The organism is Streptomyces sp. NPDC048612 (genome assembly GCF_043199295.1).
Taxonomy (GTDB): Bacteria; Actinomycetota; Actinomycetes; order Streptomycetales; family Streptomycetaceae; genus Streptomyces.
Genome location: NZ_JBICVV010000008.1, coordinates 54,818 through 66,985 on the forward strand (window position 1 = coordinate 54,818; position 12,168 = coordinate 66,985).

A 12,168-nucleotide genomic window follows, 5' to 3' on the forward strand; every position below is an offset into this window, starting at 1 on the left:
GCGGCCGTCACGGCTTCCGGGCGGCGACCGTCACGGTTCCGGTGCCCCGGGCGGCGCCGGTGCCTCACCCCGATGGCGTACGCCCCGCGCGGCCAGGCTGCCGAGGACGCCGGTGACCAGCCCCCAGAGGAGGCCCAGCCCCACCAGCCGGAGCAGCTGTGGCTCCAGGGTGACCTCGCCGCCCAGGTCGCCGCCGAGGTCGCCGACGCCGATCACGGAGAGTCCGTAGTGGGCGGAGATCCGGGTGAGCAGACCGACGGCGAACAGGGTGACCGCCAGCGCCACGGCCATCTCGACGCCGTGCCGCCAGGCGGGGCGCCGTACCGGGGAGCGGACCGCCGCGGTGAAGGCGGCGGCGAGCAGCACCACGGCCGCCAACGCCACCAGCAGCCAGGCCCGGCGGTCGTGCGCGGCGAGCGAGCCGAGGTCGAGGGTGCGCTGCCCGTGGGTGCGGAGCACCTGGTCGAGGAGGTGCGGCAGGGGCAGTCCCAGGGCCTTGTCGACATGCCCCACCCAGGCGCCGCCGGTGCCGATGCCCAGCGCCATCCAGGCCAGGTTGGGCAGCCCGAGGAAGAGGACGGCGAGGGTCTGGGAAGGGCGGTCCCCGGTGATGAGTTCGACGATGCCGGCGACCAGCCCGATCACGGCGTAGCCGAGCAGCGTCAGCACCATCGCGAACGCGGGCGGCCGTACGGAGTCCTGGTAGTGCAGCAGCCGGGGCGAGAGCGGGGCGCGCCGGGAGACCAGGAAGGTCAGCGCGAGCAGCGCCAGCACCCACAGCAGCCCGACGCCGAGCGTGGCCGGCACATCGGCGCGGAAGCCGACGGTGGGGGTGGCGCCCAGCTCGGTGCCGATCTGCTCGGCGAGGTCGTCGCCCACCGAGATCCGGAAGCTGTGCCGGGCGGCGAGCGAGACCAGCAGCAGCAGGACCAGCCAGCACACCGCCGTTCGGGCGATCCGGGCGAGCAGCTCCCGGGTGCCGGCCACCGCGCGGTGGCGCAGCGGCAGCAGGAAGACGGCGGCGAGCACCAGCGCCCCGGCGAGCGTGACCGACAGCGGTACGACGTCCAGGGCCGCCTTGGCCTCCGCGATGACGCCGGCGTCGCCGGACAGCCCCACCGAGCCGCCGGCCGCGATGAGCACGGTGGCCGCGACCACGGACGGGAACGCGCCGCCGGGGAGGTCGGCGGCGCCGGCCGCCCACAGGCCGATCGCGGCGACCACGATCATGGTGACGACCCCCGCCACGGCCGCGCCGAGGGCCTGGGCCCAGGCGCGCAGGGCGGGCGGTGCGCCACGGGAGCGGTCCGGGCCCGGGGAACCGGCTGACGCGGGGCCTCGCATCTGGCTCAACCTCTCTTCTGCCGGTCGCGGGACGGCGGCAACCACGGTCCCGGGGCGGGATGTCGCATGCGCCGACGGGCGGCGGATGGTGCCTCACCTTCCGCCGTGGAGCACGCATTTCCGTGCATCTACCGCATGGCGGGCATGCACGCACCACCGTAAGCACCGAGTTGCCGCCCCGCTTGCGGACGGCGCCGCTCCCGGGCACACAATGTCCTTGACATACACAAACACGGGCAAAATTCGCATAGCCGGATGGCCCACACGCGTCGGAAGAGGCACCCGTGACATCTCCCCCGCCGCCTGACAGCCACCCGACAGGACCGCCGTCGGGCCCGCTCTCCGGTACGCCGTCCAGCCCCGGACACGAGCCGACACAGGTGGGCTCGTATCCCGGACAGGCACAGCCGGAGCCGCCCACCGCGCCCGGCTATCAGCAGCCTCCGCCGGGCGGCCCCGGCAAGGGCGGCGGAGGCGGTGGCGGAGGCGGGGGCGGCCGCGGCGGGGGTGCCGGGGCCGGCGGGCCCTGGTGGAAGTCCGTGCCGCGGGTCGCGCTCATCGCGGGTGCCGTGATCGTGGCCGTGGTCCTCATCGTGGTGCTCACCCGTCCGGGGGGCGGCACCAGCGAGGTGTTCGCCGAACCGGTCGCCTCCACCGGCCCGGACCCGATGACCCCGTCGTCGGCGAACGAGTCCACCCCGACCCCGTCCGCCACCCCGCGCAAGCCGTCCGGCGGCGGGAACAGCGAGTTCTCGGGCGCGACGCCCGGCCTCTACGGCGGCACCGAGAACAGCGCGAGCTGCAACGTCGAGAAGCAGATCAGCTTCCTGTCCGGCGACGCCGCCAAGAACCGCGCGTTCGCCGGGGTCCTGGGCAAGCAGCCGAACGACGTCCCCTCCTACCTGCGGACGCTGACGCCCGTTCAGCTGACCTATGACACCCGGGTCACCAACCACGGCTTCAAGGGCGGCAAGGCCACCACCTTCCAGTCCGTCCTGCAGTCCGGCACCGCGGTCATGGTCGACTCGTACGGGGTGCCGCGGGTGCGCTGCAAGTGCGGCAACCCGCTGACACCGCCGACGGCGCTCAAGGGCGATGTGAAGACGGTCGGCAGCAAGTGGCCGGGATACCAGCAGTCGAACTCGGTCGTCGTCACCCCCGCGAAGTCCAAGATCAAGGAGTTCACGCTGCGCGACCCGAAGACGGGCAAGTGGTTCAAGCGTCCCGACGGCACCACCGGCGGCGAGGACCGCTCGACGAGCACACCGCCCGAGACGCCCAGCGGGCCCGCCTCGTCCCAGCCGCCGCCCGGCCAGTCACCGCCGCCCGGCCAGCCCAGCCCCGGGACCACCGGACAGACCGACGGGGGCACCAGCACCTCTCCGTCGGAGACCGGCGGCGGGACGGGAACCACCGGCGGACCGACCTCCACCGGCGGGGGCACCACGACCGGCGGCACCTCGCCGGACGGCGGAACGGACGGCCAGACCACCAACGGGAACACCACCGGCCAGACCACGAACGGGAACACGACCGGGCAGACCACCAACGGGAACACCACCGGGCAGACCACCAACGGGACCACGACAGGCGAGAGCACCACCGGGAGCACGACCGGCGGCGGGGACACCGGAGGTCAGTCGGCCCAGGGCGGGGCGACCGGCGGCGGGTCCTCCTGACACCGGGCACACCGGAGGGGATACGAGGCGACGGGCGGCCGGAAGGCCGTCCGTCGCCCCTTTCGTGCTACCGATATCGAACTGTGTCCTAATCCTCCGGCATCCGGGACAACCCTCTCGGCGGACAACCCCTCTGCTAAGGCGGCGGGGGCATTGGCGGCTCCTGACGGCGACCCCCTCACGGGGCCGGGCCCCGCCACTGACAGTTGTTCTGCTCTGGAGGGATACCCGTGCACGCCGGACCACGTCGCCACTCCGCCCGGTTGCTACCCGCCCTGACCGCGGCAGCCGCGCTGCTGACCGCGTGCGGGCCGGGCGGCGCGTCGAAGGCGGACCAGCCCGCGACCAAGGTGACCGTCACCCCGGCCGCCGGGAGCACCCCGGCCAAGCTCGGCTCACAGATATCCGTACGGGCCAAGGGCGGCAAGCTCACCTCGGTCGAGGTCGAGAACGACAAGGGCGGCAAGGTCGCCGGAGAGCTCTCCGGTAACGGCGCGTCATGGAACTCGGACGGCAAGGTCATGCCGGACACCACGTACACCGTGCGGACGAAGGCCAAGTCCGAGGGGGGCAAGGAGTCCTCGGCCACCTCGAAGTTCACCACCGAGAAGGCCGGCAAGGTCAACAAGCTCACCAACACCCCGTCCGGCGGGCAGACCGTCGGCACCGGGATGCCGGTCTCGATCCTCTTCGACAACCCGATAGCCAAGGACCGGCAGGCCGAGATCGAGCGGGCGCTGAAGGTCACCACCCAGCCGAAGGTCGAGGGCTCCTGGGGCTGGGTCAAGGACTACTCGGGCAAGGACCGGATCGACTGGCGGCCCAAGGACTACTGGCCGTCCGGCACCAAGGTCTCCGTGAAGGGCGCGCTGTCCGGCATCAACTCCGGTGACGGCGGCTGGTTCGCCCGGGACTACAACTTCGGCTTCACCATCGGCGCCGACCACAAGGCCGTCATCGACGTCCCCTCGCACACGATGACCATGTACGAGAACGGCAAGAACGTCGGCAGCATCCGCGGCTCCGCCGGCTCCCCGCAGGACCCGACCCGCGGCGGGGTGCACACCGTCCGCAGCAAGAACGCGGCCGAGACGATGGACTCCGCCACGATCGGCCACGGCAGCGAGTGGATGCTGGACTCCAAGTGGGTCACCCACCTCACCGCGTCCGGGACCTTCCTGCACTCCGCCCCGTGGAACAAGTCGATCGGCGTGGAGAACAACAGCCACGGCTGCTTCGGCATGACCACCTCGGACGCCAAGCGGGCCTACGACTTCCTGACGATCGGCTCCACGGTCGAGGTGAAGGGCACCACCAACACCAACACGACCGATGTCGGCAACGGCCTGGAGGTCTGGCAGGAGAACTGGCAGGAGTGGAAGCAGCGCAGCGCGCTCGACTGACCCCGCGAGACCCCGCGCCACGTAGGTGAGACATACGGACGCCGCCGCCCCGATGACCGGGCGGCGGCGTCCGTCGTGTGTCAGCGGATCTCACTCGCCGTGCGGCGGTAGGTGGAGCGCCGGTCCTCGATCGCGGCCCAGCGGTCGCCGTAGACGTTCTCGACGACGCCCGGCTGCCGCAGGAAGTCGTGCGGGAAGCCCAGCGGCACCTCGCTGGTCCGGTCGAGCCGGTCCAGCGCGTCGGCGTCCAGGGTGATGCCGACGGCGCCGAGATTGTCGGCCAGCTGGCTCTCCTTGGTGGCGGCGATGATCGGGATGATGTTGCCGGGCCGGCTGCGCAGCCAGGCCAGGGCCACCTGCGCGGGGCTCCAGCCGCCCTGCTCGGCGACCTCCAGCACCGCGGTGAGGGTCTCCTCCTCGCGGTGGTTCGGGGTGGCGCCGTCGTCCGCGCCGGCCAGCCGGCCGGTCTCCCCGCGGCGGTACTTGCCGGTGAGCTTGCCGGCCGCGAGCGGTGCCCAGGCGAGCACGGCCAGGTCGAAGGCGCGGGCCTGCGGCAGCAGTTCCCGCTCCGGCGTCCGCTCCAGCAGGTTGTAGCGCAGCTGCGAGCCGGCGAACGCGGTCCAGCCGCGCAGCTCGGCAAGGGTGTTGGCCTGCGCGATCTCCCAGGCGGGCCAGTCGGACACCCCGACGTAGAGCACCTTGCCCGAGCGCACCACGTCGTCGAGCGCCCGCATGACCTCCTCCACGGGCGTGAAGTTGTCCCGTGCGTGCACCCACAGCACGTCGAGGTGGTCGGTGCGCAGCCGCTCCAGGCTGGCCTCCACCGAACGGACCAGGTTCTTGCGGTGGTTGCCCGCCGCGTTCACATCGCCCTGACGGGTCGCGCAGGTGTACTTGCTCGCGAGGACGAAGCGGTCCCTGCGGCCCTCCAGCAGCTCCCCGAGGAGGCGTTCGGAGGCGCCGCCGGTGTAGTTGTTGGCGGTGTCGATGAAGTTCCCGCCGGCGTCCGCGTAGGTGTCCAGGATGCGGCCGCCGGTGTCCTTGGCGGCGTCCCGGCCTCCGCCCTCGCCCATGGTCATGGCGCCCAGGCTCAGCTCGCTCACCCGCAGACCGGTCCTGCCGAACAGTGTGTAGCGCACGTGGTTCCCTTCGTTCCGCGACGGCGGTGGTCGTGCGCCCACGCTAGGAGCTGGAGCGCACTCCAGGGCAAGACGGCGCTCCCGGCGGGCCGTTCGTGCAGCAGGGGCGCCCGCCTGCCGCGGCGGGCGCCCCGTGTTCCGCCGGAGGACCGGCGGAACGAGCGTCGTGGAACGGACCGTGGTCCGCTCAGCCGGTGATGAGCGCCGGGTCGCTCACGCCCGGCTCCCCGGTCTCCACATGGCCGGCGAACCGGCGAAGGAAGCCGCCGTCCGTGTCGGAGGTGACCGACAGGTCGTACCAGCGCTTGCTGCTGCGCAGGTCGAAGGCGTGCTTGACGGTGGCGCCCGCGCGGACCGGGAAGGTCTCACTGGCGCCGCCGTAGGCCTGGGTGACGGTGAGGTGGCAGTCGGTGCCGCCGTGGTTGGTCATGGTGAGTTCGACGCGGCCGGCGGTCGCGTCATGGCGGGCGGTGACCTCGGGACCGGCCTTCTTGCCGGCGCCCTTGAAGGTGCGCAGGAAGCCGTTCGGGCCGTGGACGGTCAGGTCGTAGACGTCCTTGGAGTAGGCGGTGTTCCAGGTGTCGGAGATCTTCTTGCCGGCCTCCGTGGTGTACGACCAGGGGCCGTCGGTGCGGTTGCCCCCGACGACGGTGAAGCAGGCACCGGCCTTGTCACCGCTGCGGAAGGTGAGGGTGTAGCGGCCGCTGGAGGGGGTCGCCGACCCGTCGACGAGCGGTGCGTAGGGCAGCGGGCGGGTGGGGCGGGAGCCCGGCTCCTGCTTGGGCAGCACGGGGTTGGCCGGCGGCTTGGGCACATAGCTGTCGTGCCGCTCCTTGTCCGGCGGCTGGAAGCCGTCGGTGGCGGGGAGCGAGGCCGGCTTGGTGTTCTCCAGGCCGAAGTCGAAGGCGGAGGTCAGGTCGCCGCAGATGGCGCGCCGCCAGGGCGAGATGTTCGGCTCGTGGACACCGAAGCGGCGCTCCAGGAACCGGATGATCGAGGTGTGGTCGAAGACCTCGGAGTTGACGAAGCCGCCGGTGCTCCAGGGCGAGACGACGATCATCGGGACGCGCTGGCCGAGGCCGTAGGGACCGGCCGCGTACTTGATGTTGCCGCCGAAGCTGTCGAGTGCGGTGTCCACGGTCGACAGGCCCTCGTCGGCGTCGGCCGGCGGGAAGGGCGGGAGGACGTGGTCGAAGTAGCCGTCGTTCTCGTCGTAGGTGACGAGCAGGGCGGTCTTGCTCCACACCTCGGGGTTGGAGGTGAGCGCGTCCAGCACCTGGGAGACGTACCAGGCGCCGTAGTTCGCGGGCCAGTTGGGGTGCTCGGAGAAGGCCTCGGGGGCGGCGACCCAGGAGACCTGGGGCAGCTTGTCGGCCTTCACGTCGGCCCGGAGCCGGTCGAAGTAGCCGTCGCCCTCCTTGGCGTTGGTGCCGGTGCGGGCCTTGTCGTAGAGCGGGTCGCCGGGCTTGGCGTCGCGGTACTGGTTGAAGAAGAGCAGCGAGTTGTCGCCGTAGTTGCCGCGGTAGGCGTCGTCGATCCAGCCCCACTTGCCGTCCGCGTCCAGGCCGTCGCCGATGTCCTGGTAGAACTTCCAGGAGATCCCGGCCTTCTCCAGCCGCTCCGGGTAGGTCGTCCAGCTGTACCCGGCCTCCTCGTTGCCGAGGACCGGTCCGCCGCCCGAGCCGTCGTTGCCGACATGGCCCGTGTACATGTAGTAGCGGTTGGGGTCGGTCGCCCCGATGAACGAGCAGTGGTACGAGTCGCAGATGGTGAAGGCGTCGGCGAGCGCGTAGTGGAACGGGATGTCCTTGCGCGTCAGATGCGCCATCGTCCCGGCCGTCTTGGCGGCGATCCAGTTGTCGTACTTGCCGTTGTTGCGGGCCTTGTGGCCGCCCGCCCACTCGTGGTCGAGACCCTCGATGAACTGCATGCCGAGGTCCTCGGCGTCCGGGTGGTAGGGCAGCACCTCCTTGTCGCCGTCCGGCTGGTGCCAGACGGACTTCCCGCTGTCGAGGATGAGCGGGCGCGGGTCACCGAAGCCGCGGACGCCCTTCATCGAGCCGAAGTAGTGGTCGAAGGAACGGTTCTCCTGCATCAGCACGACGACGTGCTCGATGTCGTTGATGGAGCCGGAGCGGCGCTTGGCGGGGATGGCTGCGGCACGGGCGATGCTGCTCGACAGGGCCGAGGCGCCCGCGGTGGCGCCGGCGATCTGGAGGAAACGCCGCCGATTCAGTTCTGGCATGGGCTGGGGAACCTCTTCGCGTGTGGGGGAGTTGGCGAAATGACGGGTGCTGCTGTGCGGTTGTGTGAGGTGGTGCGAAACCACGGTTCAGCAGAGTGTTCCAAGAGGAGCGAGCGCCAGGGAAGGGGGGGTGTCGCAGATATGGCACATCGGGGTACGTGCGACGAACTCCCTGGTCGGAGAGGTCGCACGGCCGGCGCGGGGGCATTTCGGGCAAGGAGGGCGTGATGGACCGGGGCAGCGATCGGCAGGCGGACGGGGACGGGGCGGCGCAGCCGCCGGACGGCCTCGCGGCCGGCAACACCGCCCAGTCCGAGGCCTGGAACGGGGACGTCGGGGAGTACTGGGTCCGCCGGCGCGCGCACCAGGAGCGGCGCTACCGCCGGCTCACCCCGCGGCTGATGGCGGCGGCCGGAATCCGGGCGGACAGCCGGGTGCTGGACATCGGCTGCGGCAGCGGCGGGACGGCCCTGGAGGCGGCGCGGGCCGCCGCCGCGGGGACGGTGCTCGGCGTGGACCTCTCCGGGCCGATGCTGGCCGAGGCCCGCCGACAGGCCGCGGCGGCCGGACTGCCGCAGGTCGCCTTCGCCCAAGGGGACGCGCAGGTCCACCCCTTCGGAGCGGCCGCGTTCGATGTCGTGATCAGCCGCTACGGGATGATGTTCTTCGCCGATCCGGAGGGGGCCCTCCGGAATATCGCCCGGGCCCTGCGCCCCGGCGGCCGGCTGGCCTTCCTGTGCTGGCGGGACCTGGCGCTGAACGCCTATCTGACGGTGCCGTTCGAGGCCCTCGCCCCGTATGTGCCGCCGCCGGACTTCGGGGCGCCGGGCGCACCGGGCCCCTTCTCGCTCGCCGACCCCGGCCGGATCAGGGCGCTGCTGGACGGTGCCGGGTTCGGCGGGGTCTCGGTCGAGGCGGTCGACGAGCCGATGTGGATGGGCACCGACGAGGACGACGCGGTGGCGTCCCTGACCGCCATGCCGCTGACGCGGTCGCTGCTGGACCAGGCGGGCGAGGAGGCGAGGGGCAGGGCGCTCGCCGCTCTCCGGGAGACCCTGGCCGCCCACCGGGGCCCGGACGGTGTCACGCTCGGCTGTGCGTCGTGGCTGGTGACGGCCGGACGGCGGTGAGGAGCCCCGGCGTTCCGGGGCCCCTCCCGTAGGGCCGGTGCTGGTCACCCCCGCCCCTCAGGACGGGGGTGACCACCGGCGGGGTCAGCCCATCGCCGCCTCCAGCCCGGCCGCCGGGGCCAGTCGGCCGGTGCGCTGCAGTCCGTGGAGGGCGGCGCCGCACGCCAGGCCCAGGGCCGCGAGGGCGATCCAGGGCAGTGCGGGCAGTCCGGCCGACCGGGAGGCGTCCAGCGCGGCGCCGGTGAGCAGGTTTCCGAGGGTGATGCCGATACCGCAGATGGTGTTGTAGAGCCCGTAGTGGGTCGCCACCAGGCGGTTGCCCGACAGCCGGACGATGGTGTCCATCTCGAACGGGTAGGTGATCATCGTGCCGAGGGCGAGCAGCAGCGCGCAGAGCGCCGGCGGGACGGCCGCGAGGGCCCAGCGGCCGGGCCCTCCGGCCGGCACCGGCAGTGCCGTGGCGGCCAGCAGCGGGACGAAGGCCAGCCCCATGGTCAGCAGGCCCAGGGCGAGGGCCCGGCCCGCCGTCATCCGGGCCTTGCACCAGCGGGTCACTTTGGTCTGCCCCAGGATGGTGGTCAGTCCGGACACCGCGAACAGCCCGGCCACCGCCACGGTGCCGGACTCCCCCTCACCGGCCAGCCGCCGTACCTCCAGCGGCAGCGCCAGATAGACCTGGAACGACAGCACATACGAGCCGATCATGGCGCCGGAGAACAGCAGGAACGGCGGGTTGGCCAGCACCTCCCGCCACTGGGACAGCAGACCGTTGCGCCGCGCGGCCTCGTCGTCCGCCGCGGCCTCCTCGCCTCGGGCCGGCAGGGCACGGATCTGCACGACGCTCAGCAGCGCGAAGATCCCGGCCGCGACCAGGCAGGTGACCCGGAAGTCGACGCCGGTGAGCACCATCCCCACCAGCGGGCCGAGCAGGATGCCCGCCTGGTAGAAGATGTTGAACAGCGCGAACGCCTCCAGCCTCCGGTCGCCCGCGGCGGCGGCCAGATAGGCCCGGACCGCGGGGTTGAACAGCGCGCCGGCCAGTCCGGTGGCCCCGGACGCCGCCAGCAGCGCGGGCAGCGAGTCCACCAGCCCGAGCGTCGCGAAGCCGAGCGTCCGCAGCACACAGCCGGCCACGATCAGCGGCTTGTAGCCGAAGCGGTCGGCCAGCGTGCCGCCGACCAGGAACATCCCCTGCTGGCTGAAGTTGCGGACGCCCAGGACCAGTCCGACCAGCCAGCCCGCCAGGCCGAGCGTCCCGGACAGATGCGCGGCCAGATAGGGCATCAGCATGTAGAAGCCGAGATTGATGGTGAACTGATTGACCATCAGCATCCGGGCACTGTGGTCATAGGAACGGTACTGGGTGAGCATGCCGGTCACCGGACCTCCCCCGCACCGTGGGCGGACGCCTCGCCGGACGGCCGCGCCACGCCGGACGGGCCGAGCGGATCGACGACCTGCGCGCACCGGCTCCAGACGGCGACCTCCCGCTCCCCCAGCCGGCTCAGGGTCTGCGGCCCGTCCGCCGGCGGGGCGTCGAGCAGGCCGTGGGCGGCGCAGTACCGGTCGTCGTACACCGTGCTCAGATAGCGCTGCGGCCCGTCGGGGAAGACGGCCGCGATCCGGGTACCGGCCGGTTCGGTCCGGCTCAGCCAGCCGGCGACCAGCGCGACCGCCCCGACGCTCCAGCCGCCGGTGGCGTAGTGCGAGGACGCCAGGGTGCGGCAGGCCCAGACCGCTTCGGCGGGTGCGACCCAGTGCACCTCGCTGAACTGGTCGTAGGCGACATTGCGCGGATAGATGCTCGATCCGAGCCCGCGCATCAGCCGGGGCCGGGCGGGCTGTCCGAAGATGGTCGAGCCGATGGTGTCGACGCCGACGAGCCGCAGCTGCGGGTAGAGCTGGCGCAGCACCCGGGACACTCCGGCGGAGTGCCCGCCGGTGCCCACACTGCATACCAGGACGTCGATGTGCCCCAGCTGGGAGGCGAGTTCGAGGGCCAGCGGCAGATAGGCGGTGGTGTTGTCGGGGTTGTTGTACTGGTCCGGGCACCAGGAGCCGGGGTGCGCCGCGAGCAGTCCGCGCACCCGGTCGCGGCGGGCCTGCTGCCAGCCGCCGCTGGGGTGCGGCTCGTCGACGATCTCGACCTGGGCGCCGTACGCGGTCAGCAGCCGGGTCATCGAGGACTCCAGGCCGGGGTCGGTGACCAGGCTGACGGGATGGCCGTGCACCATTCCGGCGAGGGCCAGGCCGAGGCCGAGGGTGCCGCTGGTGGATTCGATGATCCGGGCGCCGGGCTGCAACTCGCCGCGGGCGCGGGCCCGTTCGACCATGTGGAGTCCGGGCCGGTCCTTGATGCCGCCCGGGTTGCGGCCTTCGAGCTTGGCCCAGAAGCCGCGTCCGGGCGGGGTGAGCGGCTCGGAGATGTGCAGGACGGGGGTGTTGCCGACCAGGCCGGGGATGCCGGAGGCGGGGGCGGCGCCGGGCGCCGGGGCGGCGGGGACCGCGGGAGAGGCGGAGCGGGCCGCCGTGGGGAGGGAGTGCATGATTCGCTCTCGTTCGGTGGTGCGGGATGGACGGGTGCGCCTCGCACGCCGGCCGTGGTGGCCGGACGCGGCAGCGGCTCCTATATCCGGCACCTGCAGAGAGCGGCGAGGGTGGAACGGCCGCCGCGCACCGGTCTGCGCTGCCCGGCCCGGCCCCCCGCGGCCGGGCGGCGGGCGGCCGCGACCCGCGCGGCACCCGTGAGGACGGCGGGCACCGCGGCCCCCTCCGCCCCGCCGGCCGGCCGGCCCTCCGGAAGATGACCGGAGCGGCCGGGCACACACGCGGAGCCGTGGTGCCCGGCGTCCCCTTCGGCGGTCACACGGGCGGGCGCGACGGCCACGGAGGCGGACGGGCCCGACGCGACCTGCGCGGCGCCGAGCGCACGGTGGTGGCCGTCGGCTCCGTCGGCACACGGGAGCACCACGGACAGCAGTCCGGCGACCAGGAGCAGCAGGACGGCCGGCCGACGGCGGCGTGAGCGGGCGTCCCTCAGCCGCCGGGCGCCACTACGGAAGCGGGCACGGCGCAGCGAGGGGGCGCCACTGGGGACGGGACGACGGAACGGAAGCCACAACGGGACGCGGAACGGCACAGGTACTCCGTGGGACCACCGCCGCGGCAGCGCGGCACACGCTCACCGGCAGACGGCATCGACAGGGGCGATCCGGAATTCGGCCGGAA

General features: G+C 72.7%; 9 protein-coding genes. 4 read left to right on the plus strand and 5 right to left on the minus strand.

Annotated features, from left to right (window positions below; all coding sequences use genetic code 11):
* Window positions 1–30: 30 nt before the first annotated feature.
* Window positions 31–1,344, minus strand: a complete 1,314-nt coding sequence (locus ACGFN2_RS14665; RefSeq protein WP_393360594.1) for a streptophobe family protein — start codon at window positions 1,342–1,344, stop codon at window positions 31–33.
* Window positions 1,345–1,883: 539 nt separating this feature from the next.
* Between ACGFN2_RS14665 and ACGFN2_RS14670 the strand changes: the two genes are divergently transcribed.
* A complete protein-coding gene (locus ACGFN2_RS14670; RefSeq protein ID WP_393360296.1) occupies window positions 1,884–3,023 on the plus strand; it encodes a DUF6777 domain-containing protein in 1,140 nt (379 codons plus the stop codon).
* A gap of 230 nt (window positions 3,024–3,253) precedes the next feature.
* Window positions 3,254–4,426: an Ig-like domain-containing protein gene (locus ACGFN2_RS14675; RefSeq protein ID WP_362604958.1), complete on the plus strand. Its 1,173-nt coding sequence runs from the start codon at window positions 3,254–3,256 to the stop codon at window positions 4,424–4,426.
* Window positions 4,427–4,506: 80 nt separating this feature from the next.
* Here ACGFN2_RS14675 and ACGFN2_RS14680 read toward each other — a convergent pair whose 3' ends face one another.
* Together ACGFN2_RS14680 and ACGFN2_RS14685 are read right to left on the minus strand one after the other, a co-directional pair.
* Complete coding sequence (locus ACGFN2_RS14680) at window positions 4,507–5,565, minus strand: aldo/keto reductase (RefSeq protein ID WP_393360298.1); 1,059 nt, start codon at window positions 5,563–5,565, stop codon at window positions 4,507–4,509.
* Window positions 5,566–5,752: 187 nt separating this feature from the next.
* Window positions 5,753–7,810, minus strand: coding sequence for a phosphocholine-specific phospholipase C (locus tag ACGFN2_RS14685; protein ID WP_362604954.1), 2,058 nt, complete (start codon window positions 7,808–7,810; stop codon window positions 5,753–5,755).
* A gap of 227 nt (window positions 7,811–8,037) precedes the next feature.
* Here ACGFN2_RS14685 and ACGFN2_RS14690 point away from each other — a divergent pair, with 227 nt between their 5' ends.
* The gene (locus ACGFN2_RS14690) at window positions 8,038–8,940 is read left to right on the plus strand and encodes a class I SAM-dependent methyltransferase (RefSeq protein ID WP_393360300.1); all 903 of its coding nucleotides are present in this window, start codon (window positions 8,038–8,040) and stop codon (window positions 8,938–8,940) included.
* A gap of 84 nt (window positions 8,941–9,024) precedes the next feature.
* On the opposite strand, the gene ACGFN2_RS14695 is transcribed toward ACGFN2_RS14690, so the two are convergent.
* Together ACGFN2_RS14695 and ACGFN2_RS14700 are read right to left on the minus strand one after the other, a co-directional pair.
* Window positions 9,025–10,311 (minus strand): MFS transporter, encoded by a 1,287-nt coding sequence (locus tag ACGFN2_RS14695; protein ID WP_393360596.1) that lies wholly within the window; start codon window positions 10,309–10,311, stop codon window positions 9,025–9,027.
* 5 nt (window positions 10,312–10,316) lie between these two features.
* Window positions 10,317–11,486 (minus strand): PLP-dependent cysteine synthase family protein, encoded by a 1,170-nt coding sequence (locus ACGFN2_RS14700; protein WP_393360302.1) that lies wholly within the window; start codon window positions 11,484–11,486, stop codon window positions 10,317–10,319.
* A 293-nt stretch (window positions 11,487–11,779) separates the two neighbouring features.
* Here ACGFN2_RS14700 and ACGFN2_RS14705 point away from each other — a divergent pair, with 293 nt between their 5' ends.
* Complete coding sequence (locus ACGFN2_RS14705) at window positions 11,780–11,965, plus strand: hypothetical protein (RefSeq protein ID WP_393360304.1); 186 nt, start codon at window positions 11,780–11,782, stop codon at window positions 11,963–11,965.
* Window positions 11,966–12,168: the final 203 nt, after the last annotated feature.

What these genes read in the sequence shown, in the direction of transcription:
- ACGFN2_RS14665 (WP_393360594.1), bottom strand. Translation starts at nt 1,344, where the DNA reads ATGCGAGGCCCCGCGTCAGCCGGTTCCCCGGGCCCGGACCGCTCCCGT.
- ACGFN2_RS14690 (WP_393360300.1), top strand. Translation starts at nt 8,038, where the DNA reads ATGGACCGGGGCAGCGATCGGCAGGCGGACGGGGACGGGGCGGCGCAG.
- ACGFN2_RS14695 (WP_393360596.1), bottom strand. Translation starts at nt 10,311, where the DNA reads ATGCTCACCCAGTACCGTTCCTATGACCACAGTGCCCGGATGCTGATG.
- ACGFN2_RS14700 (WP_393360302.1), bottom strand. Translation starts at nt 11,486, where the DNA reads ATGCACTCCCTCCCCACGGCGGCCCGCTCCGCCTCTCCCGCGGTCCCC.
- ACGFN2_RS14685 (WP_362604954.1), bottom strand. Translation starts at nt 7,810, where the DNA reads ATGCCAGAACTGAATCGGCGGCGTTTCCTCCAGATCGCCGGCGCCACC.